Raw genomic sequence first — 25,542 nt, 5'->3', positions numbered from 1 at the left:
AAACTACTGCAATTATAAAAATGATAGTGAATGATGTCAATATGTTTAAGTATGACCCTGCACTCAAAATACAGTACAATACGGATAAAGACATGCATATCGGCATATGCCTGCCGATGGGACAAGACACGGGTGAGTTCATTTTGTTCTCATTTGAATTAAAAAAGGAGCGTTACTATGATTGGATCGTTTAAAAAAACGGATATTGCTTTGTTTGCCGCCTGGGTTGTAGCTTGTGTGGCCACATTGGGCAGTCTGTATCTCAGCGAGATTTTGGGGTATGAGCCTTGTAAGCTGTGCTGGTTTCAGCGCATTCTGATGTATCCCCTGACCCTTCTGCTCGGAATTGCATATTTTCGAGGAGATTCGGGGATACGTCGTTACGTCATGCCGTTGGCTATCATTGGAGGCGCGATTTCGGCCTATCATTTTATCATTCAGCGCATCCATGCAGCTGCCAAAGCAGCTGCGCAAACTTCAACTTCCTGCGGCAGAGTATCCTGTGAACAGGATTACCTGAACTGGTTCGATTTTATCACCATTCCTTTTCTCGCACTGATCGCCTTTATCCTTATTATTGCAGCCATGGGTTATATCATGCGTCAGGAGAAAAAATCAGCTCAAGGAGAGGTACAAGCAAAGGAACTCGCATAAGTATGAAAGAGACCTAATTATAGGACCCGTTACCACCAAGAGGCGTATAATCCGCTTGCCCAAGGAAAGACTGTAACTAAATATATCCATTGCATGTGTGCTATAATGTAAAAGGTTTGCAGTCTGTCCAATAACGCTTATATTCCTTATAGAGGGGGCCAGTCCATGTTTCATATTAGCACCCCATTGCTGCAATATGGCGCAACCTTCGGTATGATCTTAATCGCTATATCGGCTATTTTCATCCGTATGAAGACAGGTCATCGCCCGATTAATGCCAAAAAAATCATCATCCCACCGCTCGGCATGAGCACCGGTTTTATGATGTTTGTGGTGCCGGAAGTACGGGTTCCCTGGCTTTGGGCGCTAGGCGCTTTTCTGGTCGGCTGGTTTATTTTTTCTTACCCGTTGATCCGCAGCACCAAATTTGAATTGCAAGAAGGGCTGGTTTTCGTGCAACGCTCACGTACCTTCTTTTTTATCCTGATCAGCCTGCTGATCATCCGATTGCTGTTGCATGAATTTATTCAGCATTACATTACCATTCCGCAGACAGCAGGGCTATTTTTCATCCTAGCCTTCGGGACCTTGTTACACTGGCGGCTTCGTATGTATTTCCAATATCGTCAGTTCGTTCCGAACGAGGCGGAAGTTCGCATCTGACAAACAGGTTTTTAACATGCATGCTCGCATGTTGCTGTATAGACCAAAAAGACACGTTCTCCTAAAAGGAGCCGTGTCTTTTTGGTCTTTTTGGTCTTTTAGTCTATCAGGTCTACATTATGCATTCCGGGAAAAAGGAGCTACTCGATTGCGTCCCTCTGTCTTCGCAGTGTACAGCATCCGATCTGCCTGAACATGCCTGGGACTGGAACGGACATGCAGCGGATGCTTATAGAAAAAGAGACCGTCCTCTGGACAGCCCCTTTTTCTGTAACATGTCTAGCTCATTCAACCCGTTAGTCTGTATGCTACCGATGGATGCCTGCTTTATTGCTGGGTCAAAATAATCGGACCATCTGCTGTAATGGCCAGCGTATGCTCGTATTGCGCAGACAAGCCGCCGTCCAACGTGCGTGCGGTCCAGCCGTCGGCATCAATTTTACTGCGGTATGTGCCTGTGTTGAGCATCGGCTCAATTGTAATGACCATGCCCTCTTTTAAGCGTGGTCCACGGTGCGGCGGTCCGTAATGTGGAACCTGCGGTTGCTCATGCATCTCTTCCCCGATGCCGTGCCCAATAAATTCGCGTACGACCGAGAAGCCTTCCGCTTCCGCGTAGGTTTGTATCGCATGGGAAATATCTCCGATCCGGTTACCGATAACAGCTTGCTCAATCCCTTTATACAGTGATTCCTTGGTAACATCCAGCAGCTTTTGCGCCTGCTCAGACACATTACCTACCGCATACGACCAAGCGGAATCTGCCAGCCAGCCATTCAGATTCACAACCATGTCGATCGTCACGATGTCCCCGTCCTTCAACGGTGTCTTATTCGGAAAGCCGTGGCAAATCACATCGTTAGGTGAGCCACATGTTGCAAACTGGTAGCCGTTATAGCCCTTTTGCTCCGGTGTTGCGCCATGTTTCTTCATAAAGGATTCTGCGAAAGCGTCGATTTCCAGTGTCGTAATGCCTGGCTTGATCATTTTGGCAATTTCCCGGTGGCAAGCAGCCAAAATGTCTCCAGCTTTTTTCATATTTTCAATTTGTTCTTTGGTTTTAATGATAATCATTAAACGGTCTCCTTCTTTTCCGTGTTCGTTCCACTTTTCACTGCTTCTTTTTTCTGCTTCTATTGTAACGCTAAAAGCAGCGAAATGGAACCGATGTCAACTGACACCGTTTACAAGGATCTTAAACGGGGTATATAATACTCCATAACTTGTATACCAGTATGCAAAATTATTTCCAAGATAGGAGTATCCTATGAAATATCCAACAACCTGGTTACAGGGCGCATCGCTTGGGGAAAGGATTGCTTGTGAACTCCGGCTTCAGATTATACGGGGCATTCAGACGCCAGGTACTGTGCTATCTGAGAATCAGATTGCTGCCGATTTTGGTACCAGTCGTTCTCCGGTGCGTGAAGCCTTGAAGGCACTCTCGGGCGAAGGACTGATCCGTTTGGAGCGCATGGGGGCGGTTGTCGTCGGCATGACACCCGGTGATATGGAGGAGCTATTCGATGTGCGAATGCTGATTGAGCATTTTGTTGTACAAAGGTATGTACATAGTGATAATGCCACATTGGTGACTGTTCTGAATCAGATGATTGACAAAATGGAAGTCGCTCTCAAGTACAGAGATGTTGTTGAATTTTCTCTTCAGGATTTTAATTTTCATGAGGCTCTGGTTCTGGAAGCAGGCCATACCCGTATTCTTCATACCTGGAACGGTATGAGACAGTTAATCCTGACGGTCATGTTAGCTGCGACAGAACAACGATTTGCGTCCAACATCGAAGAATCACAAGTCACGATTCACAAACATCGAACCTTTGCAAACGCTTTAAATCAAGGGAATGCTCAGGAGTTGTCGGGATTTATTGAGGATCATTACCGTGATACCCGCAACGCGGTTAACGACAGCGTCCTGTCTCCCTACAGAAAGACATCGTCCTAGCCGCAACATGCGTGACAAAGAGCCGATGTACCGCGCTTCATGCGTTTCTTGCTGGCGCGGTTCTCTTTTACATTAAAGTTGTCGACAAGTATACATTTAACTACACATATAAGAATAAGGAGGCATACCTTCATGAACACATTATTCGGCTTAAGCCATAACGCGTCCCTGCTCATATGGGCGCTAGTTACCGTCATTCTTTTGATTTTGCTGATTGCCAAATTCAAATGGAATCCCTTCGTTTCACTGCTGCTTTCGTCGGTATTTCTCGGACTGGTTAACGGGATGCCGGGACATGAAGTTACTGCCTCCATTACCAAGGGGCTCGGCAGTACGCTAGGCTCCATCGCCATCGTGATCGGTTTAGGCACCATGCTCGGTAAAATGATGGCAGAATCCGGGGGTGCCGAACGCATCGCGACCACACTGATGGATCGTTTTGGTGAAAAACGCGTTCATTGGGCGATGATGATCGTAGGCTTTATCGTGGGTATTCCAGTATTTTTTGAGGTTGGTATTATTTTATTAATTCCCATCCTGTTCACGGTTGCCCGTAAAATGAATATGTCTCTGCTGAAAATCGGTATTCCAATGCTGGCAGGACTATCGACGGTACACGGCCTTTTACCGCCCCACCCGGCTCCGATGATCGCGATTGAAGCCTTTAACGCCAATATTGGACGCACGATAGGATATGCACTCATCGTGGGCATTCCATCCGCCATTATTGCAGGCCCGGTCTTCGGCGCTTGGATTGGCAAAAGAATCATGGTCAGACCTTCCGAGAGGCTGGACGAGCAGTTCAGAAATACGACGGGACGGTCGTTGCCTCCTTTTTGGATTACTCTGTTCACCATTTTGTTGCCTGTTATTCTAATGCTTAGCGGATCAGTCGCAGAAATCGTAGACCCGGCCAATACACATCCGCTCACTGTATTTTTCAAATTCATTGGTGATGAGGTTATGGCATTGCTGATTGCGGCTGTGTTCTCTTTTTTCTCGCTAGGCTATGCACGTGGTCTAAAGAAAGAGGACTTGTCCCGTTTTACCAGTGAATGTCTGGCACCAACAGCCTCTATTATCTTAATTATCGGGAGCGGCGGTGCATTTAAAACGGTATTGATCGACAGCGGTGTAGGTCAGGCCATTGCAGCGGTCGCTACAGGAGCCCATATGAATGTGATTGTATTTGCTTTTCTGGTCGCTGCGCTCATTCGTGTAGCCACTGGATCAGCGACAGTCGCGATGACGACAGGCTCCGGTATTGTCGCACCTGTGCTGGCACTTACTCCCGGCGCGAATGTCGAACTGGTCGTCCTTGCTACAGGAGCCGGGTCGCTGATCTTGTCTCATGTGAATGACGCCGGTTTTTGGATGATTAAAGAGTTTTTCAATATGACGGTTCCGCAGACTCTAAAATCATGGACCGTTATGGAAACCATCCTCTCCCTGGTTGCTTTCGGTTTGATTATGCTGCTGAGTGTGTTAATTTAACGATAATGAGCTAATAACGGTAAGTGAAGGGGAGATTGAATATGACAGACACCCGATATATGATCGGCGTCGATATCGGCACAACCAGTACCAAAGCGGTGCTTTTCGAAGAAAACGGCAATATTGCCGCCCAGCACCATGTGGGCTATCCGCTCCATACACCTGAGCCGGATGCGGCAGAACAGGACCCGGAAGATATTTTCAAAGCTGTCGTAACGACGGTGCAAGAGATCATGAAACAAAGCGGAGTGTCAGCCGAGCATGTGCTGTTCGTCTCCTTTAGTTCGGCCATGCACAGTGTACTGGCGGTGGATAAGAACGGCAAACCGCTGACCGCCTCCATCACTTGGGCAGATAACCGTAGCGCCAAATGGGCCGAAGCGCTCAAACATGAATACAACGGACACGACATTTACTTACGTACCGGAACGCCCATTCATCCCATGTCACCGCTAACGAAACTGATGTGGATTACACGGGATTTACCGGATATTGCGGCCCAGACGTATAAATTCATTTCCATTAAGGAGTACGTTTTTGCCCGGTTATTCCACCAATATGTCGTGGACCACTCGATTGCCTCTGCAACCGGACTTATGAATTTGCAGCAGCTGGACTGGGATGAGGAAGCACTGCACATTGCAGGTGTGACGAAGGAGCAGCTATCCGAGCTGGTGCCGACAACTCATGTGCTCAAAGGGCTGGATGAGACCTATGCGCATGACATGGGTCTACTGAAGACGACTCCTTTTGTAATCGGGGCCAGCGATGGTGTCTTGTCCAACCTCGGTGTGAATGCGATCAAACCTGGAGTTGTCGCGGTTACCATCGGCACCAGCGGAGCCATCCGTACCGTAGTTGATAAGCCGCTCACGGATGCCAAAGGGCGCTTTTTCTGTTACGCCTTAACCGAAAAGCTGTGGGTCATCGGCGGCCCGGTGAACAATGGAGGTATAGTCTTCCGCTGGATCCGGGATGAATTTGCAGCCTCCGAGGTGGAAACGGCCAAACGACTGGGACTTGATCCATATCATGTGCTGACCCAAATTGCGGAACAGGTACGTCCTGGCTCCGACGGTCTGCTCTTTCTTCCGTACTTATCCGGTGAACGTGCGCCCCTGTGGGACCCAAATGCTCGCGGCTCCTTCTTCGGTCTGTCCCTGCGTCACAAAAAAGAGCATATGATTCGCGCCGCTCTGGAGGGGGTGCTGTTCAATTTGTATACCGTCATGCTCGCCATGGAAGAAGTCATCGACAGACCGTCAGTCATTCACGCCACTGGTGGATTTGCACGCTCGGAGCTATGGAGACAGCTCATGGCGGATATTTTCGATCAGGAAGTCATTATCCCCGAAAGTCTGGAAAGCTCATGTCTGGGCGCAGCTATTCTGGGCTTGTACGCGCTGGGACGGATTGATTCGCTGGATGCTGTGTCCGGTATGATCGGTACCACTCACCAGCACAAACCTGTAGCAGAACACGTGGATATTTATCGCGATTTACTACCGATTTATATCCGCATTTCACGTAAATTCGAAGAAGAGTTCAAGGATATTGCGGAATTTCAGGCCAAGTCCCTACAATCTTAAATTAGTGGAACCTGTTCTAACGCTGCTGCGTATTACCTTTTTATAAAAACCTGTCTATGTCAGTTGGGCAGGGTAAGAAGGAGGATTAGACGATGCTTAAACAATTACTGCACCGCCTGCTACATTCCACCTCTCATTCTCATAAGCGGCGATACAGCAGCTCAGACCGTTATTACGAACGTGAACGTAAACACCATTCTTCTTCAGACGGTTACAAGAATAGCCACAATGGGCACCGATATTACAAAGATAAACGCCGTCATTACTCCAGTTCTTAGCCAAACAACAAGAAGTAGCGACGGAATAGAGCGTACCACAAGAAGCATGCCACAGGCTCCTTCAAACCCTATAAAGCGAAGACCCTTCTCATCTCAAGGGCCTTCGCTTTATTGTTGTGCGCCCTTCGTTATGCAGGGCAACATCTGTGCATTTTACAGGAAATCGGTTATGACCGAAATTACAGAAACAGGGTTTTAGAGATGATCACCAGCAAAATAAACAGAACAAGAATCGCTCCTACAGAGGTCCATGCTCCTACGCCGCAACCCATACCGCCTACTCCACACATATGACTCATTTACAACACTCCCTTCGCTCATTTACAGAATCATTGTATGTAGACCTGGTCAAATGCGTAAGGGGGGCATTCCCCCATTTTTGCGGCGAATGCCTGTTTATTTTTAGGGACTATCTATGGGTTAATCTCAAGCAGCAACAATGCTTCTTCCAGCTCTTGCATAAACTGTCGGCTATTCTCATAACGTGGCCGAATCTGAAAAAGACGCTCCAGCATTTGACGCACAGGTGAACTCAGTTTCAATTCTTCCTGCCAGCTTGCTGGCGGTTGATCTGGCTGAGGCTCGTAACTGCTATACAGCATAAAAAGCATTAAATGTCCGACATCGTACAAATCGCTGTAGACGGCGACATCTTGTCGCTCAGGTGCGCGCTTTTCCAGCATGGATTCGGTAAATACATCCTCCTGTCGCTCTCCCATCGCCAGAGCAAGACCAAAGTCGATCAGGTAAGGCTTCCCCTCGCGGTGAATCACATTGGGAATGCGGATATCCCGATGGATATAGCCCCGTTCATGCACATGCAGAACTCGCTCCATTAACTCCAAAATGTAGACAACGCATTCCTGTTCTGTAAAGGAACGCTCCTGTTCAAATATAAGCTCCTCCAGCGTCATGCCAGAGATGTATTCCATGACCACAACTATTCCGTTCGAATGCTCGACAATTTCGAGCAGCTTCGGAATATAGGGGTGTTCCATCTGCCGCATAATATGAGCCTCGCGCTGCAATAGCTGAACTGCCTTCGCCCGTTTGCTCGGTCTGGGCATTTTCACTGCCACCTCTTGTCCGCTGTGCCGATCCAGACAGAGGTAGGTTAGACCATAGCTCCCCATGCCTAAAAGCGAACGAACATCATAACGTCCGCTCAGTAAATCGCCAGGCTGTTTCGGATAATCCATCCATGATTCATATGCGTTCCGCAACCAAGCAAACATACTTATATCCTTTCCTCTACATGCCGCAGCAACGTTTCTTATGCGGCTTGTTCGTATTCTTGTATTCCGTTATTATACCATCCACGATAAAAGACCATCAGAACCGGGAAGGTCTGATGGTCTTTATCAAAAAAGATGCTGGTTATGCCTCTCTGCGTCTGCGCGGTGTCAGACCAAGCCAGGACAACAACGAACCGCGCGATTTGCGTTGCCTGCCCTGGTAGGTACGCAAATTCGTAATTAACTGCCGGTCTCGTTCCTCGTCAACCTTTTCTTTCATCCAGCGTTTTTGATCCTCCAGTTGGTTAGACAGGCTGATATTCTTTTCCACCAAACGGCTGTGCTCTGCTTCCAGCTCCTCCAAACGGCTCCGCATTTCCAACAAAGCGTTTTGCACCATGTCCTGCATCTGCGCCAGTTCTTGCGGCTCTACGGACTCCTGCGTTTGTACGGATACAGGTGCTTGCTCCAATCTATACTCAATGGTAGATGCCAAAGTCTGGAACTCCTCCTGCGACTGTAGCTGCATCATGGGTTCCTCTGACAGTTCCTGAGCATTCATTTCATCCTGTAACTCTGTCAGTTCAACCGTAGCAGCAGCTTGCGCCTGCATGACCGTCTCTTCCCTGCCCTCAGCCGCCGCCATTATTTCTTCCCAGGTTGCGGTCAGTGACTCAGCATCCGAGATGGGGGGCAAGCGGAATTCCTCATCCTCCATTTGAAAGGGAGCGGTCACTCTCTCAAGCACCACCTGAACCGCCTGCTCCATCGTCATATGCTGTTCACGCAATGCCCACCGCATCACCTTCAAGCACTCAACATCCTCAGCACTGAACATTCTCGATTGATTCGCGGAACGCTGAAACACATACCCTTGCTCCTCCAGCGCCGCTGCATATTTACGAAGGGTACTCGCCCCGATTCCCAACTGCTTTGCTGCTTCCGTCGTCGATTTGCTTTCTTCCATTTAATCATTACCTCCCCGGATGGTATGGAAAGAAATTAGCTTGTATATGTAGAATTCGCGAAATCCATTGGAAACCCTTTGGCAAAAATGTTCTAATATTGCAGACTGCTAAGAACCTTTGTCATAACGGAATATTTGTAGAAATACAAGAAACGACATTGTAAGAGAATACTTTCGTTTTATGTACCCTTCAGACTCTTTAAAGAGCGTCACATAAATGTCACACTTTCATGATTTCTATGGCACCATTCCTTCCATCAACATGGTCCATGTTATAATTTATACAGCGGTCACCTTAAATATAAATTGAAACGTCCTCTCCTACCTTCCAGTAAAAGTATTGATAATTTACGTTCATTCTACAATTAATCCTAGAAAGACACCTCTATTTACAGTTCATTTTTAATTTTCCAGAATGGAGACAAAAAAATGGATATTTTCAAAAGATCAGCAATATGTTATGTTATGTAACGTAAAATGGATTTCAGGCATAATTTGTAGCATATTAACGTTCGCTGGAACGAGGAGGCAACATAGATGAAGGGGAAGGCAAGGAAAGTAGCTATTGTCGGCGCGGGAATGGTCGGTTCGAGCTGTGCCTACTCAATGGTTAATCAGTCCATTTGTGATGAGATCATGATGATTGACCGCACGTATGATCGGGCTTTGGCCCATGCACTGGATCTGTCCCATTGTATGGATTTTACGTCCACACGTACCAAGGTACGTGCAGGCACGTATGCAGACTGCACGGATATGGACGTTGTGATTATAACGGCTGGAGCCAACCCTAAACCGGGTCAAGACCGCCTATCTGTGCTGGATGACGCAGTGCTTATTACCAGAGAGATTGTAACAGCGATTATGGAGGGTGGCTTCGACGGTATATTCGTCATTGCCGCTAATCCTGTCGACATTGTAACGTATATGGTACAAAGTATATCCGGTCTGCCACGCAACAAGGTGATCGGCACGGGCACCTCCATTGACTCATCGCGACTCAAGACGTTGCTTTCTGAGGTGTTTTCCATAGATCCGCGCAGCGTACAAGGATATGCGCTTGGCGAGCATGGCGAATCCCAATTCGTTGCCTGGTCACACGTCACGATTGGTGGTAAGCCACTCTTGCACATTTTGCGTCAGCATAAAGAACGATTCAGCCACGTCGATCTGGACGACATTGCCCGTAAAACTCGGGATGCAGGCTGGGAGATCTTCACCCGCAAAGGCGCCACTTATTTTGGTATTGCCAATGCGCTGGCATACATTACACGTTCCATTTTAAATGATGATGGTAAAATTATAGCGGTCTCTGCTGTATTGGACGGCGAGTACGGGCACACCGATGTCTGCACGGGCGTTCCGGCAATTATCGGCAGCAGAGGAATTCAAGAGGTCATCGAGCTGGAGCTAAGTCCGGAGGAACAAGCGAAGTTCGACGCCTCTTGCCACCTTATCAGCAATAATATTCGTGCCATTTCAGGCCTAGTGTAAACCAATAGCACAGTAAAAAAACTCCTTACCCTCATTGAGGATAAGGAGTTTTTGCAATCCCCGTATTTCGCCCTATATCTCTTTATAACGAAATACTGTCAGTCCCGCCAACGTAAATACGACAAAGCTACCTATTATAACCGTCAACAGTGTATCCGTTGGCACCATGAACGCCCCGAAGTTGTCTCTTCCACTCGGCATCATCGCCAATAAAGGCTGTGTCCATGGATAGTACGGACCGTAGGTTTGAGAATTGGCGACCAGAATATTCGGCACGGTGAAGACGAAATTCAACGCAAGCGGTGCGGCAAAGCTGGACCACAGGAAGGACACCATCAACTGCAACGCAGCCAGCGGCAGGCAGGCTACCCAGCCGGCGAGCAAACTTTGAGCGATCACGGCCCATGGAATCGGTCCGTTCATGTCCTGCACAACTCCAACACCCAGCAACGCTCCTCCGAACAGTAGCTGGGTCAATCCGACCAAGGCCATAATGATGGTCAGCTTGGCCGCATACAGACTCGTGCGGGACAATGGCAATGACATCAGCTGCTTCCAACCGCCGCCCCCATGCTCGAATCGGCAGACCAGAGATGCAAATACGGCGGTCAGCATCGGCATGAACAGCAGCGCATGAACTGTAAGCATGGCAGACAACAACACCTGCCAATTCCCTCCCGGGTTTGCCAGCAAACCAATCAGGACGGCAATCGCCGGGCTGACGAGCGCAAGGAGCCAGACGGGCGATTTCGCCATTTTCATACGTTCAACAGAAAGCAGCCGTACATATCCTCCGAACATTACGCCACATCCTTTCGGCTAAAATGGGCCGCTGTCAGCAGGCTGAGAAGCACACCCGTTCCGCACCCGACGGACGCAAACATCCACGCTTGAGGTGCAACCCATGCGAATTGCGGCCAGGCCAACGGAAACCATTCGGACAGCTGTGAAGCAAACAGGCTGCCGATACCTAACGTAATCCCCAGTGTTACAGGCAGCGCTTGGTTATGGAACGTGACCGTTAACCACAACAATAATACGAGCATAGGCAGCGTACCGCCTAAAGGCCAAAATCCAAGCCGCAGTAATTCTCCAATCGGCGCCGGCTCTCCCCCGAAGCCGAGTAGCATGCCCAACACCCACGTCCCTACCGTCAGGAGTACACAGGACACACACAGCATCCCGATCGCCAGCGTCAGCTTGGCCATATAGACGCTGAATTTGGATATAGGCAAGGCCAGTAGCTGCTTCCAGGAATTAGACATATGCTCCACATTCGCCAACATGGAAGCGACCATGGTGGCTCCTAACACCAGCGCAAGGGGGACAAACATAGCGATGTTATCCATCAAGGATTCCCACAAATGGCCCTTGTATCGCGGAATCAGATAGTCATAGCGGAGTCCAAAGTTCAGCGCCTGCATCGCCACCAGCCCAAGGGGACCGAGAAACACCAGGAACCAGATTCCCTTTCTGCGTGCTTTGAGCAGATCCGCCGTGAGCGCCCGCAGCATCATAAGGAAGTTCCTCCTTTGCCCACCACTTGCATGAACATATCCTCCAGCGATTTGCGGCGTTCCTCCACACGGTATACGGCATGCGTATTTTCGACCAATCTTCTGACCAGCAGCGCAACAGCCGCATCATTCATGTTCTCGAAATCCAGCGCCGATCCGTCCTTCACTGAATGGTAGCCCTGCTCACGCGCAATCAACTGGGCTGCTTCCGGTTCCGACACTACGATCCGAATTCCTCCCGCAGATTCCTGACGGAGATTATGAATCGTATTTTGAAAGACCAACTCTCCTTCACGGATAATACCCACAGTATTCGCCATATGCTCTACCTCGCTCAACAGATGGCTGGATACCAGCACGGTGATCCCCCGTTGCTTGGGCATCGCCTGAATCAATGTGCGCATTTCCTGAATACCCTCCGGGTCCAAACCATTCGTAGGCTCATCCAAAATGAGCACTTCGGGATTCCCAAGCAGGGCTGCTGCAATGCCAAGTCTCTGCTTCATACCCAGGGAGTAGCCTTTGACTGGACGTTTGGCATGCTTGGTCAGTCGGACGACCTCCAACACTTCGGCAATGTTTTGCTTGGGTACATTCAAAATACGGCGAATGGCCTCCAGATTTTCAATTGCGTTCAAATGACCATAATACGAAGGATACTCCACCAACGAGCCGACTTTACGCAAGATATCGAGCTTATGTCTGCGAATATCTTTGCCGAATATACGGATCGTTCCTCGAGTTGGGCGAATAAGTCCAAGCAGCATGCGGATCGTTGTCGTTTTCCCCGCTCCATTGGGACCCAGAAATCCGTAAATATCTCCTCGAGCTATTTTCAGGTCCAGCTGATTAACCGCCGCGCGGCCTTTGTATATTTTGCTGAGACTGTTCGTTTCAATAATGTATTCGTTCAAGTTCCTCACCTCGACACCTATCGTAACGTGCCAAGTTTAAAGCCAAGGGAACTCTGAGTTTAAGTTTTGTTTAAAAAACGAATTCTTGTCCCGGCTGATGAACTGAAAATCTCCCTCTCCAAATTCATTTCGCGAGCCAGCAGTTCTGTAATCGCCAAACCAATCCCTGCCCCTTTTTCACTGGACTGTTGCTCCATACCGGGCCCTTTATCTGTGATAACCAATGCCTCTGTCCCATTATCTTTCTGTACTTGAACACCGATATATCGGCCTGAGGCAGCATGGCGAACTACATTTTGAAAGAGATTGTCCAGCAGACGACGGAAGCCTTGCTCATCGACATTCCACACCATGCTATGTTCGGGCAGGTCGATATCCACTTCAAAGCCCTCCTTTTCCCACACCGGATACCAGCTGGCTACACACTCCCGCACTAGCCGCAGGATATCACGTGGTGTGTTATTCATAGTGTATTTTCCACTAGCTAGCAGATTATAGGTGAGCAGATTGTCGATCAGACTCCCAAGGTCTTTTAGCTTGTTTTCCATCAGTGTAATCGACTGTTTCCCTCTGCTGCTCAGATTTTCACCATCTAGTGTATACAGATGGCTACGCACGACCGTAAGCGGCGTTCGAATATCGTGTGACAGATCCGCGACCAGTCTCTTCCGCAGCTCTTCCTCCTGACGCTCACGTCCCCGACTCTCGGCCAACTGCTCGACCATCTGATTAAATGCTTCCTCCAGCTTGCCGATTTCATCCGGGCGTCCAGTGGTAACAAGAATAGGCAAGCCATCCTCTCCTCGCTGCGACATGGCGGCCTGAAGCTGCAACAGTCTTCGCCGAATGCCTCCAAAAAACAGAAGAGATACGAATATAAAAGTGCCCAGAATCAATACGATAAAAAAGAGATAGTACATCAACATGCTACTATCTGTAGGTGGCTGTTCAAAGAACGAACGAGGCACTTTTAACACCATATAGCCCTGATTCACATCATTCTTGCCCCCGCCAATAAAGGCTACTACCGTAAACGGCCCCTCATAGCTTGCTTGCTTCATAAAAGCTATAGCCTGCGCAGCGTTCCATTGTTTTGGCATGTTAGGTTGTGTCGGTAACTCCAACCTTGTTCTACCTGCGGTATCCACCCAAAATATTTGTGATTTAGGGAACATATCTTGTTGTATTTTGCGCAGATGGGCTGAAATTTTCTCTGGTGTGGCTCCCTTCAAGGCTACAGCTTCGCGATGCCAGCTATTTTCGGTATGGGTAGCAGAGGGATAGTAAGCATTTTTAGGCTTGATATCCGCCCCCCAATTCAAAAACACGCTATATATCAAGGCTGTAGCAGGCAACACAATGGGCAACAGCATCATAGCAACCACAATAATGACCAGATAACGGAACAACAGTGAACTGCGAAACCGACCTCCCTGACCCGGCCTAGAGCTGGGGTGTAGCCTCCTCCAATCCTTGCGCGTCCTGCTCATTATGCTTTCACCCGATATCCTACACCACGGATCGTCTCAATGATGCGGGGTGTCGCGGGATCGATCTCCAGCTTTTCGCGAAGGTGTCGGATGTGGACCATTAAAGTTTTGTCTCCGTCAATATATGGGTCCCCCCACACTGCTTCATACATTTGCTCTTTCGTCATAATCTGGCCCAAATGCCGCAGCAAATAAGCAAAAATGTGATATTGCTTACCTGTCAGAGTAATTTCCTCCCCGGTATCACGGTTCACAATACGGTTATCAGGAGAGAAGACAGAGAGATGCCCCAGTTGTAAGGATTCTTCCGGCACGGTTCCCGATCGGCGCAGCAAAATCTCCATACGTGCTATGAGCTCGTCCGGGTGAAAGGGCTTGGTTACATAATCGTCGGCGAAATCCAGTCCTTGCAGCTTATCGTCAATGGATGTACGGGCAGACAACATGAGAATGGGAAGCTCCGGGTACTCTTTTTTGAGCCGCTTCCCCATGGTGAATCCATCCAGACCGGGTAACATCACATCCAAAATCACGAGTTGGCACGTACGGGCTGCTTCCACAGCCCCCTCCCCGCTGCGAAGCCATACTACAGCGTAATTCCGCTCTTCCAAATACTGATGCGTCCAAGCACCAATATCCTGGTCATCTTCGATGTATAACACATTTGTTTTCATCATGGGCACCTACTTATCGTTTTTCTTTTATGTAATGGGCATTATAGCATTTATGGTACATGACCCACTTAAAAAGGTTAATAACTACCTTATACGACATACGCTTCACATTTTCAAATTTGAATGCTCGTGAAAAAAGGAGGCCTACCCGATGCTGCTGGAAGCGATATACCATCACCCGAAACGCAATTGGGCTTTTGGTTATAATGATGAAACGATATTTCTACGGCTACGTGCGAAGAAAAATGACCTGAATACCGTTCATGCTCTCACCGGAGATAAATACGATTGGGACCGCACCCGACAGCTTGTTCCGATGTCCAAATTCGCTACCGATGGCAGGTTTGATTACTATGAATGCAGCGTAAAACCTACTCACCGTCGGCTGAAATATGGATTTTTGCTAGAAGACGGTGAGGAACGTATTTGGATGAACGAGGACGACTTTACTACCCAGGAACCCCAAAATGCAGATAAACTGTTCCAATATCCGTTTTTGAATCCGATTGATATTCTGAAGCCACCTGCATGGGTGAAGGATGCTGTATTTTATCAGATTTTCCCGGAACGTTTTGCGAACGGTGACCCCTCCATCAGCCCAGAAGGTGCAGAGACATGGGGCGGAACGCCACAAAGAGACAATTTTTTCGGTGGCGATCTACAGGGGATTCTGGATCACCTGGATCACTTGAACGAGCTAGGGATTAACGCCATATATATGACCCCTGTCTTCAAGGCAACGACCAATCATAAATATGATACAGAGGATTATATGGAGGTGGACCCGCATTTCGGGGACAAAAAGACATTAAAAAAACTGGTCGATGCCTGCCACGAACGAGGAATTCGTGTGCTGCTTGATGCGGTATTCAACCATTCAGGGCGTACGTTTAAACCGTTCGTTGACGTGCAGGAAAAAGGCGAAGCCTCGCCTTACAAGGACTGGTTCCATGTACATAGCTTTCCCTTGGAAGTGGTGGATGGCACACCGACGTACGATACATTCGGGCTGGAACCAATGATGCCCAAGCTGAACACCGAACATCCTGAGGTGAAAAAGTACCTGCTGGATGTGGCAAAGCATTGGATCGAAGAAATCGGCATCGATGGTTGGCGGTTGGATGTGGCAGACGAGGTGGATCACGCCTTTTGGCGGGAATTCCGCACTACGGTCAAGCAGGCCAATCCGGATGCGTACATTTTGGGTGAAATGTGGAATGAATCGTCTGAATGGCTTCAGGGGGACCAATTCGATGCAACGATGAATTATCCGTTCACCTACGCGGTGAATGATTTTTTCGTCAAGAAAGTGACCGATGCCCAAAGCTTTGCCTTCGCCATCGGACGACAGCTGGCCCGCTATCCGCAGCAAGCATCCGAGGTTGCCTTCAATCTGCTGGATAGCCACGACACACCGCGCCTGCTGACACTGTGCGGGGATGACAAGCGGCTGATGCGACTGGCCGCCCTGTTCCAGTTCACGTACATGGGCGCACCCTGCATCTATTACGGCGATGAGATCGGCCTGGATGGAGATGCCGATCCAGGCTGCCGCAAGTGTATGGAGTGGGACACCGACAAGCAGGACCGCGAGCTGTTCGACTTTTACCGCGAGTTGATTGCGCTTCGTAAGGGGCACCCTGTCCTCCGTGATCAGGGAAGCATCACCTTTTTGGAGGCACAGCCAGAGGGTACCTCACTTGCCTACGAGCGCCGCAGCGAGGAAGAAGTAATGCTCGTGCTGCTCAATCGTTCCGATGAGGATCACGTTTTTGAACTGGACATTCCTGAGCAGGAATGGCAATTAGCTTTTGGCGAAAGCCAGTTGTCCAAAGGAGCGAAGGGGTTGCACGCCAAGCTTCCACCCTACGGATACGCTGTACTGAAGGCAGCACCTGCTCGGTCAGTAAAACCTGCTTAAGAGGACGATGTCAAGGCGGGAAGCAAGGCATCCGCCTATATAGGCGGATGCTGATGAAGGTACCTGCCGAATACGGCAAAAAAAGCGAAACCACCGGGAACAAGATGTTTACTTGTTCCTGATGGTCTCTTTACGTCGAATAAGAACTTTTATCCAAGCCATTTATTTATTTTTAACATCTGTTCTTACTACCCCAACATCCGAAGCATTGATCGAAATGGGGTTACCGCCTTGTCCTGTCTGAGCTGAAGAAGATTGTCTGACGTTCACCGAAATTCTTTTATTCTTAAATCCAGTTCGTCTCGTTCTTCCCAATGCAATACCTCCTTAAATATATACGTGAGTTCCTTAAACCTCTCAATTACGACTCAACCGTGAAGAGATATGCTATATGAATATGCCACTGTAGAAAACAGGTAGCGGCGAATAGCGGATCATAGAGAAAAGAGGCTCGGTGATTCACACAAAAAAACGAAATTTCCATCCATGCAAAAAACCGCTCCAAGGAGATACCTTGAAGCGGTTTTTTAGCGCTACCTGAGCCAGTAGAGCAGTTTACGCAGGTAGCGTCTGTGTTTTCAATTGCACGTACAACTGGTGCGTCACCTGCTGCGGCTCAATACCCAACTCATCTTCCAGTATTCTGACGAAGCTTTCATAATGCTTTTGAGCAGCGGTATAATCGCCCAGTTGGGCATAGGCGGTCAGCAGCAGACCGCAGATATCGTCTGAGTACGGCTCCCGTTGCTGGAGGCTGAGTAAGCGCTGAACAGACTGCCGGGTACGACCTGAGCGAAGCTCGTCTCTCGCCAGCTCAGAAGCACATGCCAGATACATACTGCGCAGCTTCTCCCTTTTTGCATACGCCCACGGGTAATCGTACTCCTCCAGATAGTTGCCACGGTATAGAGCCAACAGGCTCTCAATACGCGGCGTACCGCCGCTACCGGATGCAGCCCATTCGGATATTCCCCGCTCGAATAGCTCCACATCTGTAATCCAGCCATTGCGGTTCAAGCGGTAGCGATCCAGATTGTATTCCAGCTTCGTATCTTGCATCCGTTCTTTCAATGCCTTGCGGATTTGGTAAATGGACGTGTGCAGGTGAACAACAGCCTTGTCCAAATGATATTCAGGCCATAGCGCATCCAGCAATTGTTCTTTGCTCACCCATTCCCCTTCATGGTGTAGTAAAAAGGAAAATAGCTCCTGTGACTTTAATGTGCGCCATTTGAAGGGTTTCGCTCCTACGGCTTCCTGTCCATCCTCCAAAATTTCAAGCTTTTGAAAACAACGTACCTTGGGGGATTGCTCTGCTGTAACTCCCAAGCTGGAAGAACGGGGATCAGCCAGCGTGGCTGCAATCCGATCTAACGTTTTGGATAGCCGCCGGGCATGAACGGGCTTTAACAAGTAATCCAGTGCTTGCAGCTCGAACGCTTCAATAGCATATTCCGAGTACGCGGTCACAAAGACGATATGAATATGGGAATCCAGCTGTTGAATCCACTCGGCGGCCTCCAGACCGTTCATCTCTGGCATTCCGATATCTATAAAAACAATATCCGCACGTTCTGCCGCCAGATGATCCAGCCCCGCTTGTGCAGACGTATATTTGCCCATTACCGTTAACCGTCCGTCCGCCTCCAGCAACCGTTCCAAGTAGGTTAATGCCGACCGCTCATCATCAATCAAAATCGCCTTCATTTGTGTCTGTACTCCCTTCCTGCTGCAACCATCCATCATGATGCTCTATTTACATGCTATCTGCTTTATCCTTACGATTTTTAATTCCTTATATTTTATATATCGTATCATCGCGGACGCGACATTAGCTTTTCCGACAAATGTACTGTACTTTTTTTATTCATCGGTATTCCGGGGCGAGATCGTTTCCGGCACACGGAAGCTTACCGTCGTCCCTTGCATTGAATTACTTTCAATCCGCAATCCTTCTCCATACATATGGATAAGACGGCGATGGATATTCCGCAGTCCCACGCTGGAAGATACATGATCCTCCGACAACAGCTGTTCCAGTCGCTCGGACGGAATCCCTACGCCGTCATCGGTCACGCTGACTACAAAATCGGTTCCATCCTCCTGCACAACCACTCGCACGGTTCCACCTGTTGCCCGTTGCATCACACCATGTCGTATCGCATTTTCCACGATAGGCTGAATGCTTAATGGCGGGATAAGCGACCGGATGTTCCTTCCTACCTCTACGGTCACCTGCAAACGTTCTTCAAATCGTGCTTTTTCCAGTGCCACATACGATTCTACCAATTCCAGCTCCTTGGATAACGGTACCGTATTCTCCCTGTTCTGAAAATCAAAACTGCCCCGCAAATACTGACTCAGCTCCATGAGCAGCTCCGCTGCTTTATCCGGGTCTACGGCTACGGTCGATACAATAACATTCAATGCATTGTACAGAAAATGCGGCTTAATTTGTGCCTGTAAAAAGGCCATTTCCGAACGCACCGCTTCCTCTGCCGAATGACGCATGTTCAACAGCGTGCGCACACGCGCCTTTAATTCCTCAGCATCAACAGGCTTACGTAGAAAATCATTAGCTCCCGCCATAAAACCCGCGCGGATATCGCCGGGCAGGTCGCGTGCCGTCAGCAGCAACACTGGTAGCTCGGACAGGGAATACCGTTCCCGTATCCGTCGGCACAGCTCAATACCGGACATTTCCGGCATCATCCAATCCGTAATGACTAGGTCAAATCGGGTACGGCCATTCAGCATGTGAAGTGCCTCCTCGGCATGATCCACTGCCACCACGCTACAACCTGTGGTATATAATAGCTCCTCCAGCACCCGAAGATTAACCTCATCATCATCTACAGCCAGCACTTTGTAGGGAACAGTCTGAACTTGCTCCAGTGCATCCTCTTCATGCGGAATCACATTCTGACCCGACGTCACGCCAGGCTGCAATATAACCGCAGACGAAACATCTTTTTGAGCTTCATGTGCCAACGTTCCGGTCTGCGCCAAGGGTAGTGTAAAATAAAAGGTCGAACCCTTGCCCAATCTAGATTCTACCCGGATATGACCACCATGCAACTCCACCAGGCGACGGACTATTCCTAATCCAAGCCCTGTCCCACTGTATCCTTCATCCTCAGCATTCGCCCCTCGGTTAAAAGGTTCAAATATATGCGAAAGATGCTCCTGGGCAATACCGGACCCGGTATCCTTCACACTGATTTCCATTTCGCGGTTCCCCGCTTTGGCAGAGATTACGATTTCGCCTTCCTCCGTAAATTTCACCGCATTACCCAACAAATTGTACAAAATCTGAATCAGCCGATCCTCATCCGCATCCACCTTGGGTAACGAATTGGGCCATTCTTTGACGAATTGCAGCTTTTTCTTACCCACCGTATGACCCAATACCTCCAGCACGGAATTTACAGCTGCCTGTACATTAACAGGCCGGCGATTTAAGGCTAATCTTCCATTTTTCAAATTAGAAAAATCCAGAATATCGTTAATTAAATAAGAAAGTCTGCGTCCTACATTCGCAATCAAGGACAAGTTGTGCTTTTGCGGCTCATTGAATTGTGCCCCGTAACGGTCTAGCATGGATTGAGCGATATTAATAATTCCATGTAGAGGAGTGCGCAACTCATGTGACGTGTTCGCCAAGAATTCGTCCTTTAACCCATCCAGTGTTAGCAACCGTCGTGACAGGTTCTCAACCTCCATAAACGAATGTACAAAACGTTTGGCCAGCAGAAGCGTTTGAGCCAATACGAATATGAGCATTTCATAGGCTGTCACCCCGCGCACATCTCCCCAGCCCAAAATATACACAAAACTAGTCACTACAATCATAAGTATGCTCATAATACTAATGACTAGCAGTGCAGCGTCATCCGTCCGTTGAAGAAGTCCACGAATCAAGATCAGTAATACATATCCCACACTAACTACGCCAAAAAGAAGAATAAACGCTTCAAAGGATGAGAGTATCAGTGTAGGCAACATTAGCCCCATACCTAGCATCAGTGCGGTTGTAATATTATAGAGGCGCAGCACGATCCGATTCATAACAATCTGCGTCGAAAGATGAACATACCGGATCAAAAAATAGTAGAACAGCGTTGAAGAGAACGACTGTATTTTCAGTATCCATTCATAAGGTAAGTCCGGTATTCCCCAGACCAGCAGCTTTTCTCCATGTGTCAGAATGTAAAATAAAGCCGCGATGCAAAAGCATCCTAAGTAAAGCAATGCCTTCTCCTTTTTACGTAAAAGATACAGCATGATAAAAAATACGGTAGGCATAAAAAAACCCGCTATCAGTACGGTGTCCTCTGCCATTGCAACTTCCCGGCTATGCGTAATACTCTCGTAATCCCCAAATAACAATGGGTAAATGATCCCACCGGAGGAATAACTATAATTAGCCACATGCACGGTAATATCTACCGATTGTCCATCTACCGCTGCAAATCCAACATAAGGAGCATTGCCCTGCTTGCCTTTGTCGGCAGAAACAGAGGGAATACCACTCGCTCCTACCTCTGCTCCGTCAATCCATACTCGGCTGGAACTCCGAATGTTTTGCATATAGATGCCGTACAGATTTTCCGCTTTTTCAGGCAACAGGATACGAATATGATAGGTTCCATATCCGGTCGCCTGTCCCTCAGGCATCCACTGATTCCATCTACCAGGCACATCCACAATTTTGGTAGAATATCCCGTTTCCATCCCCAACTCTGAAGAACTCTGATGATTTACCCAATCCTTATCTTGTAATTCATGAAAGGCTGAAGGTTGCACAAGCTGATTGGGGTAAAATTCCCACTCCCCTCCCAGCTGTACAGGGCCTTCCTTTTCGGGGTGCCAATTACGCAAATCAATAACACCGTTGTGAGCTTTCCAATGACTGTTCCCGGATAAAACCCCCGACACTAACGGATACACCGGCAACGCAACCGCAAGCAGAAGTATAATAAAAAATAAAACACCCTGTTTTTTCATAAATCCCCCGCTCTTTTCAATATCGTCTATCTTTTAGTATCTGTTATTCTAACCAGCTGTATTAGAAGCCCTGCCCATGCAAAAAGGGACGCCCGCCGCAGACAAAAATCTGTGCGGAATCGTCCCCTTCTATACATCCTTGTACTTCCTGTATTTCCCTTATTAAGGAATCATGCCTTCATCATTACCACCGCCAGGAATCGAGCCTGAATCGTCTCCGCTGCTATCGCTTGGTGGCGTTGCTCCACCACTGCTGTCGCCACTTCCTGTTCCGCTGCTGTCGCTTGGCGGTGTTGCTCCACCACTACTGTCACTGCTTCCTGTTCCGCTGTTGTCGCTTGGTGGCGTTGCTCCACCGTTGCTGTCGCCGCTTCCTGTTCCGCTGCTATCGCTTGGCGGCGTTGCTCCACCACTGCTGTCACTGCTTCCTGTTCCGCTGCTATCGCTTGGCGGCGTCGCTCCACCACTGCTGTCGCTGCTTCCTGTTCCGCTGTTTTGTTGCTGGCTGGCTACAAAATCTTTATACTCCTGAATCGCATCTTCCAGATTCATATAATTTTTCTTAATTTCCGGCATAGGATAATACTGGTCCAGACGATTGAATGCATCCACTACTCTGTGAAAGTAGACCGTCGTAGGATCTGTACCATTTGCTGTGAGCAGATTGTTCGCAATGGTCTTGAGCTCATTGATATCCTGACCAGTTACTATCCATTTGGACTGGTAGTTCGAAAACGCTGTAATCAAATCCGTGTTAGCCTGGTCTACCTGCAGCTGGGTGCTATCCGGAGTATTAAGCACAAGGCTTGCCTGATTAATTTGCCCTTGAAGTTCTTCGCTATCTTGTTCGGTATAATGACGGCCGAACGTCTGAACTTCATTATTAGCTAAATTTATGTTGTAATTCAACAACGTGGTATCCACCGCTATTGGTACGGCATACTGGCTCTGTACCTGTTGCAACTCCTCGTATACAGGAACCACGTCTTGCAATTCAAATCTAGGCAGACCTAAGAAAATGGAGGCATGCTCTGATGCAGAAGACAAGGCTTGCTGGGCTTCAGCGCTTAATGCGCCTGAATTTTGCACCAAAATTCCATTGATCGATGCCTGCATTTCAATGATTTCCGCTCTCAATTGTAGTCTTTTCTCGTTATATTTTTCAATATAGGTCCCTTTAGCCTGACTTAATTGATTATAAGAGATCACCAATTGCTCCTCAGGAGTAAACGGCATAATGAGTGCAAAGTTGGCTTGTGCTGTTTGTTGCTCTAAAGACAGCATTTCCGTATTCAAGTAATTACGAGCTACAGGGTTAGACAGCAGTTTTAGATGAATGTCTTGAACCAGCTGCTGCAGTTTTTCCCGAATTGTAGCAGGCACTGGAGCAGTGAATTCCGCAAGTCTTTGACTCAGCTCCATGTTCAAGGTCAATACGTCCTGCTGCGTCATAGCGGTGTGCATCTTCTCTGTATATTCCTGAATGAGGTTGCCCAGTTCAACATTTTGAGAGCCACTCTGATCGTAGATAACCTGCGCTTCTTGTAAAGTATTTTTTAGCACTGAAAAGTCTGCTGCTTGCAATGCCAGAAATGCTTCTGTCGTATCTTTTATTTTTCGTGTCCATTCGTCCAACTGCTCAGTTGTAGCTAATGGGTTCACATATACACTTAATCCTTCCCTCACTAAGGACTTGTAACGCGCTTTGTCAGTTTTCATATTCTCCACACGATCCGTTACATCGAGAAAATGCAGATAGGTATCTCTGAGTTTTACTGATGCATTGTAGACTTCAATTACTCGACGCAAGCTTACTACTTCCCGATCCACAATATTTTGAGGAGCATTCCCTTCCAGCACATTGTTGCCAAATTGAATAGCTTGACTTAGTGATTCATCCCAAAGAGGCGGGAATTCGTCGCCAATCATTCGGTTTTGTTCAAGGGTAGTCGAAGCTACCTGAATCAGTCTAGTTAATTCCTGTGTCCCAATCACTGGTTCTGTGGCTGAGGCTGTGTACACAGAAACATCGTGCTTCAATGTGCTGAGCGCTTGATCTACCTCTGCCTGTGTAGCTGCTGTATTGTTCAGTACCAGCATAGCTTGATTGATTGCTATGGACAGGCTTTCCTTCGCTGCGGCCGTGTAAAGCGCCTGATCTGTTCCACCCTCACCTGCACGCTCCAGTAGTTCTTTGGCTGCATGGACTTCTGTCTCCAGCTGACTGCGGTCTACGCTGATAATGTCACTATCGTGTTTTTTCTTATCTTTGCTATCTGTGTCCGTGACAACCGATCCAGCAGAGGATGAGTTCTTCGTACCATTTACGAGACTAACAGCTTCTTTCATCGCATCATAGTTAATGATAACATCCTGCGGCTGTTTTTGTTCCGGCAGGTTAAGCTGGTTGATTGCAGCTCCCTTAGCCAGCGTAATAAAAGGAACGCCCACATATTGTGATGCATCCAGCAAACCAATACTACCGCTAACCAACAGCTTGCCCAGTCCCTGTTGCAAAGAAACGCGGCTAATCGCGGCATTTCCTTCGGTCACGATCGATGCATCATCTTTCAGCGTCAGGTTGTCAATCTTCGTTGTCCCGGTTGCTGTCAGCTTGGCATCCTTAGAGCCCAGCTCCACACCGGACCATGCCGTATTTTCTAAAATGGCCGATACAGGCTGATTCCCTGTACCTTTGATTTCCAATACCCCTGTGGAGGACATGTTCTTCAAGGTTACCGAGCCATTAACGATCAGGCGCCCCTCAAAAGACACACCCTTGCCGTCAAAAACGCCACCGTCTGCGTTAATTTCCAGCTTATTCACACCTGTCAGTGTACGCAAGTTACGGTTAAGGTTGAATTTCGCCCCTTTTAATACAGCTTTGTTATTTTCACCGAACAAACCTTGCAAAGACCCTTCCAACTGGTAAGGGATATTTCCGATGCGAACGGTATTGCCCTCTGATTTCACTTCTCCTACCGGATGATCCAGCAGGCTGACGAATACTTCCGCACCACTCTCCCGGTTCAATGGATTTTTCAAATCCGTTGCAGAAGCATCCTCTGATAAAAGACCGTAAGAGCGGGCAACCTGAACTGCATTTTGCTGTGCATTCGCTGTGCTGGCATCCTGTAAGTCCATTGCACGTACTAGCGATACGATCAGTTCTTCCTTGGTAATGGCATCCCCCGGACGGAACAGTTCCCCGTTACCTGTCATATACCCGGCTGCACGTACAGCCTCAATATAGGGAGCACCCCATGCATCGGATGACACATCCATAAAAGAAGTCTGCGGCTGATTGTTAACTTCCAACTGGAACAGACTGCACAAAATTTTAGCCGCCTCTGCGCGGGTCAAATTCTTTTGCGCCATAAAATCGCCCTGCTTACCGCCTGTCATCAAACCCAAGGTGCGAGCTTGTGCTACAAATCCAGTTTCGCTTTGCGAATCTGCTGTCGCTGCATAAGCAGTCTGGACGCCGCCCACCCAAGGCAGAGATACGATTGAACCTGAAGCAATACCCAATACCATCGCAGATGCAATCCATTTATTTCGATTTACAAGTTTCAACATTTCCACTCCTAGACACTATTTATTGGCATATATCCTGTTTTTCCAAAGGCTTTAGTCATGTTTAGTTCTACGATTTATGCAACCAAGGAACTATGCTAAGAAA

General features: G+C 48.2%; 22 protein-coding genes. 9 read left to right on the top strand and 13 right to left on the bottom strand.

The genetic code is table 11. The annotated features are described in order from the left end of the window. Positions 1-41: 41 nt before the first annotated feature. The 3 genes from NLX82_RS18425 (at position 42) to NLX82_RS18415 (ending at position 1,317) form a co-directional block, all read left to right on the top strand. Positions 42-194, top strand: coding sequence for a hypothetical protein (locus NLX82_RS18425; RefSeq protein ID WP_023986737.1), 153 nt, complete (start codon positions 42-44; stop codon positions 192-194). Next, positions 178-654 carry a disulfide oxidoreductase gene (locus tag NLX82_RS18420; protein ID WP_053324504.1) on the top strand — a complete coding sequence of 159 codons (477 nt, stop codon included), beginning with the start codon at positions 178-180 and terminating at the stop codon, positions 652-654. The genes NLX82_RS18425 and NLX82_RS18420 overlap by 17 nt, the downstream gene beginning before the upstream one ends. A gap of 165 nt (positions 655-819) precedes the next feature. Then, complete coding sequence (locus tag NLX82_RS18415) at positions 820-1,317, top strand: CcdC family protein (RefSeq protein ID WP_023986735.1); 498 nt, start codon at positions 820-822, stop codon at positions 1,315-1,317. A 327-nt stretch (positions 1,318-1,644) separates the two neighbouring features. Here the strand turns inward: NLX82_RS18415 and map are convergent, their stop codons facing one another. After that, complete coding sequence (gene map, locus NLX82_RS18410) at positions 1,645-2,391, bottom strand: type I methionyl aminopeptidase (protein WP_023986734.1); 747 nt, start codon at positions 2,389-2,391, stop codon at positions 1,645-1,647. A gap of 193 nt (positions 2,392-2,584) precedes the next feature. Between map and NLX82_RS18405 the strand changes: the two genes are divergently transcribed. From NLX82_RS18405 to NLX82_RS18390, 4 genes are all read left to right on the top strand, one after another. After that, a complete protein-coding gene (locus NLX82_RS18405) occupies positions 2,585-3,280 on the top strand; it encodes a GntR family transcriptional regulator (RefSeq protein ID WP_071559407.1) in 696 nt (231 codons plus the stop codon). Between the two features lie 132 nt (positions 3,281-3,412). After that, positions 3,413-4,774 carry a GntP family permease gene (locus tag NLX82_RS18400; protein WP_028541193.1) on the top strand — a complete coding sequence of 454 codons (1,362 nt, stop codon included), beginning with the start codon at positions 3,413-3,415 and terminating at the stop codon, positions 4,772-4,774. Positions 4,775-4,815: 41 nt separating this feature from the next. Beyond that, positions 4,816-6,363: a gluconokinase gene (gene gntK, locus NLX82_RS18395; RefSeq protein ID WP_028541194.1), complete on the top strand. Its 1,548-nt coding sequence runs from the start codon at positions 4,816-4,818 to the stop codon at positions 6,361-6,363. A gap of 92 nt (positions 6,364-6,455) precedes the next feature. Next, positions 6,456-6,641, top strand: a complete 186-nt coding sequence (locus NLX82_RS18390; protein ID WP_071559410.1) for a hypothetical protein — start codon at positions 6,456-6,458, stop codon at positions 6,639-6,641. A gap of 179 nt (positions 6,642-6,820) precedes the next feature. On the opposite strand, the gene NLX82_RS18385 is transcribed toward NLX82_RS18390, so the two are convergent. The 3 genes from NLX82_RS18385 to NLX82_RS18375 form a co-directional block, all read right to left on the bottom strand. Beyond that, entirely contained in the window at positions 6,821-6,940 is a 120-nt protein-coding gene (locus NLX82_RS18385) for a hypothetical protein (RefSeq protein ID WP_013369112.1), read from the bottom strand. A 114-nt stretch (positions 6,941-7,054) separates the two neighbouring features. Next, the gene (locus NLX82_RS18380; RefSeq protein WP_069080455.1) at positions 7,055-7,876 is read right to left on the bottom strand and encodes a serine/threonine protein kinase; all 822 of its coding nucleotides are present in this window, start codon (positions 7,874-7,876) and stop codon (positions 7,055-7,057) included. A 142-nt stretch (positions 7,877-8,018) separates the two neighbouring features. After that, complete coding sequence (locus NLX82_RS18375) at positions 8,019-8,843, bottom strand: MerR family transcriptional regulator (protein ID WP_069080456.1); 825 nt, start codon at positions 8,841-8,843, stop codon at positions 8,019-8,021. Between the two features lie 537 nt (positions 8,844-9,380). On the opposite strand from NLX82_RS18375, the gene NLX82_RS18370 reads away from it, so the two are divergent. Next, a complete protein-coding gene (locus tag NLX82_RS18370) occupies positions 9,381-10,337 on the top strand; it encodes an L-lactate dehydrogenase (protein ID WP_023986728.1) in 957 nt (318 codons plus the stop codon). 72 nt (positions 10,338-10,409) lie between these two features. On the opposite strand, the gene NLX82_RS18365 is transcribed toward NLX82_RS18370, so the two are convergent. Genes NLX82_RS18365 through NLX82_RS18345 form a run of 5 tightly spaced genes read right to left on the bottom strand, consistent with a single transcriptional unit; the run spans position 10,410 to position 14,932 of the window. Continuing rightward, positions 10,410-11,138 carry an ABC transporter permease gene (locus tag NLX82_RS18365; protein ID WP_075153614.1) on the bottom strand — a complete coding sequence of 243 codons (729 nt, stop codon included), beginning with the start codon at positions 11,136-11,138 and terminating at the stop codon, positions 10,410-10,412. Beyond that, the gene (locus NLX82_RS18360) at positions 11,138-11,854 is read right to left on the bottom strand and encodes an ABC transporter permease (RefSeq protein ID WP_023986726.1); all 717 of its coding nucleotides are present in this window, start codon (positions 11,852-11,854) and stop codon (positions 11,138-11,140) included. The genes NLX82_RS18365 and NLX82_RS18360 overlap by 1 nt, the downstream gene beginning before the upstream one ends. Further along, entirely contained in the window at positions 11,851-12,768 is a 918-nt protein-coding gene (locus NLX82_RS18355) for an ABC transporter ATP-binding protein (protein ID WP_023986725.1), read from the bottom strand. The genes NLX82_RS18360 and NLX82_RS18355 overlap by 4 nt, the downstream gene beginning before the upstream one ends. A gap of 59 nt (positions 12,769-12,827) precedes the next feature. Next, complete coding sequence (locus tag NLX82_RS18350) at positions 12,828-14,258, bottom strand: sensor histidine kinase (protein WP_023986724.1); 1,431 nt, start codon at positions 14,256-14,258, stop codon at positions 12,828-12,830. Further along, a complete protein-coding gene (locus NLX82_RS18345) occupies positions 14,258-14,932 on the bottom strand; it encodes a response regulator transcription factor (protein WP_023986723.1) in 675 nt (224 codons plus the stop codon). The genes NLX82_RS18350 and NLX82_RS18345 overlap by 1 nt, the downstream gene beginning before the upstream one ends. Positions 14,933-15,083: 151 nt before the next feature. Here NLX82_RS18345 and NLX82_RS18340 point away from each other — a divergent pair, with 151 nt between their 5' ends. Then, positions 15,084-16,853, top strand: coding sequence for an alpha-glycosidase (locus NLX82_RS18340; RefSeq protein WP_254348734.1), 1,770 nt, complete (start codon positions 15,084-15,086; stop codon positions 16,851-16,853). Between the two features lie 162 nt (positions 16,854-17,015). Here the strand turns inward: NLX82_RS18340 and NLX82_RS18335 are convergent, their stop codons facing one another. The 4 genes from NLX82_RS18335 to NLX82_RS18320 all read right to left on the bottom strand — a co-directional run bounded on the left by NLX82_RS18335 (position 17,016) and on the right by NLX82_RS18320 (position 25,439). Then, positions 17,016-17,168, bottom strand: coding sequence for a hypothetical protein (locus tag NLX82_RS18335; protein ID WP_172828288.1), 153 nt, complete (start codon positions 17,166-17,168; stop codon positions 17,016-17,018). 240 nt (positions 17,169-17,408) lie between these two features. After that, positions 17,409-18,560, bottom strand: a complete 1,152-nt coding sequence (locus tag NLX82_RS18330; RefSeq protein ID WP_069080461.1) for a response regulator — start codon at positions 18,558-18,560, stop codon at positions 17,409-17,411. A gap of 156 nt (positions 18,561-18,716) precedes the next feature. Next, complete coding sequence (locus NLX82_RS18325; protein ID WP_069080462.1) at positions 18,717-21,860, bottom strand: ATP-binding protein; 3,144 nt, start codon at positions 21,858-21,860, stop codon at positions 18,717-18,719. Positions 21,861-22,022: 162 nt separating this feature from the next. Then, positions 22,023-25,439: an S-layer homology domain-containing protein gene (locus NLX82_RS18320; RefSeq protein ID WP_254348733.1), complete on the bottom strand. Its 3,417-nt coding sequence runs from the start codon at positions 25,437-25,439 to the stop codon at positions 22,023-22,025. Positions 25,440-25,542: the final 103 nt, after the last annotated feature.

The sequence above is a fragment of the Paenibacillus sp. A3M_27_13 genome (genome assembly GCF_024213315.1).
Lineage (GTDB): Bacteria > Bacillota > Bacilli > Paenibacillales > Paenibacillaceae > Paenibacillus > Paenibacillus polymyxa_B.
Note: the sequence above shows the minus strand (reverse complement) of the source record. Positions and strands in the feature narration are given on the sequence as shown.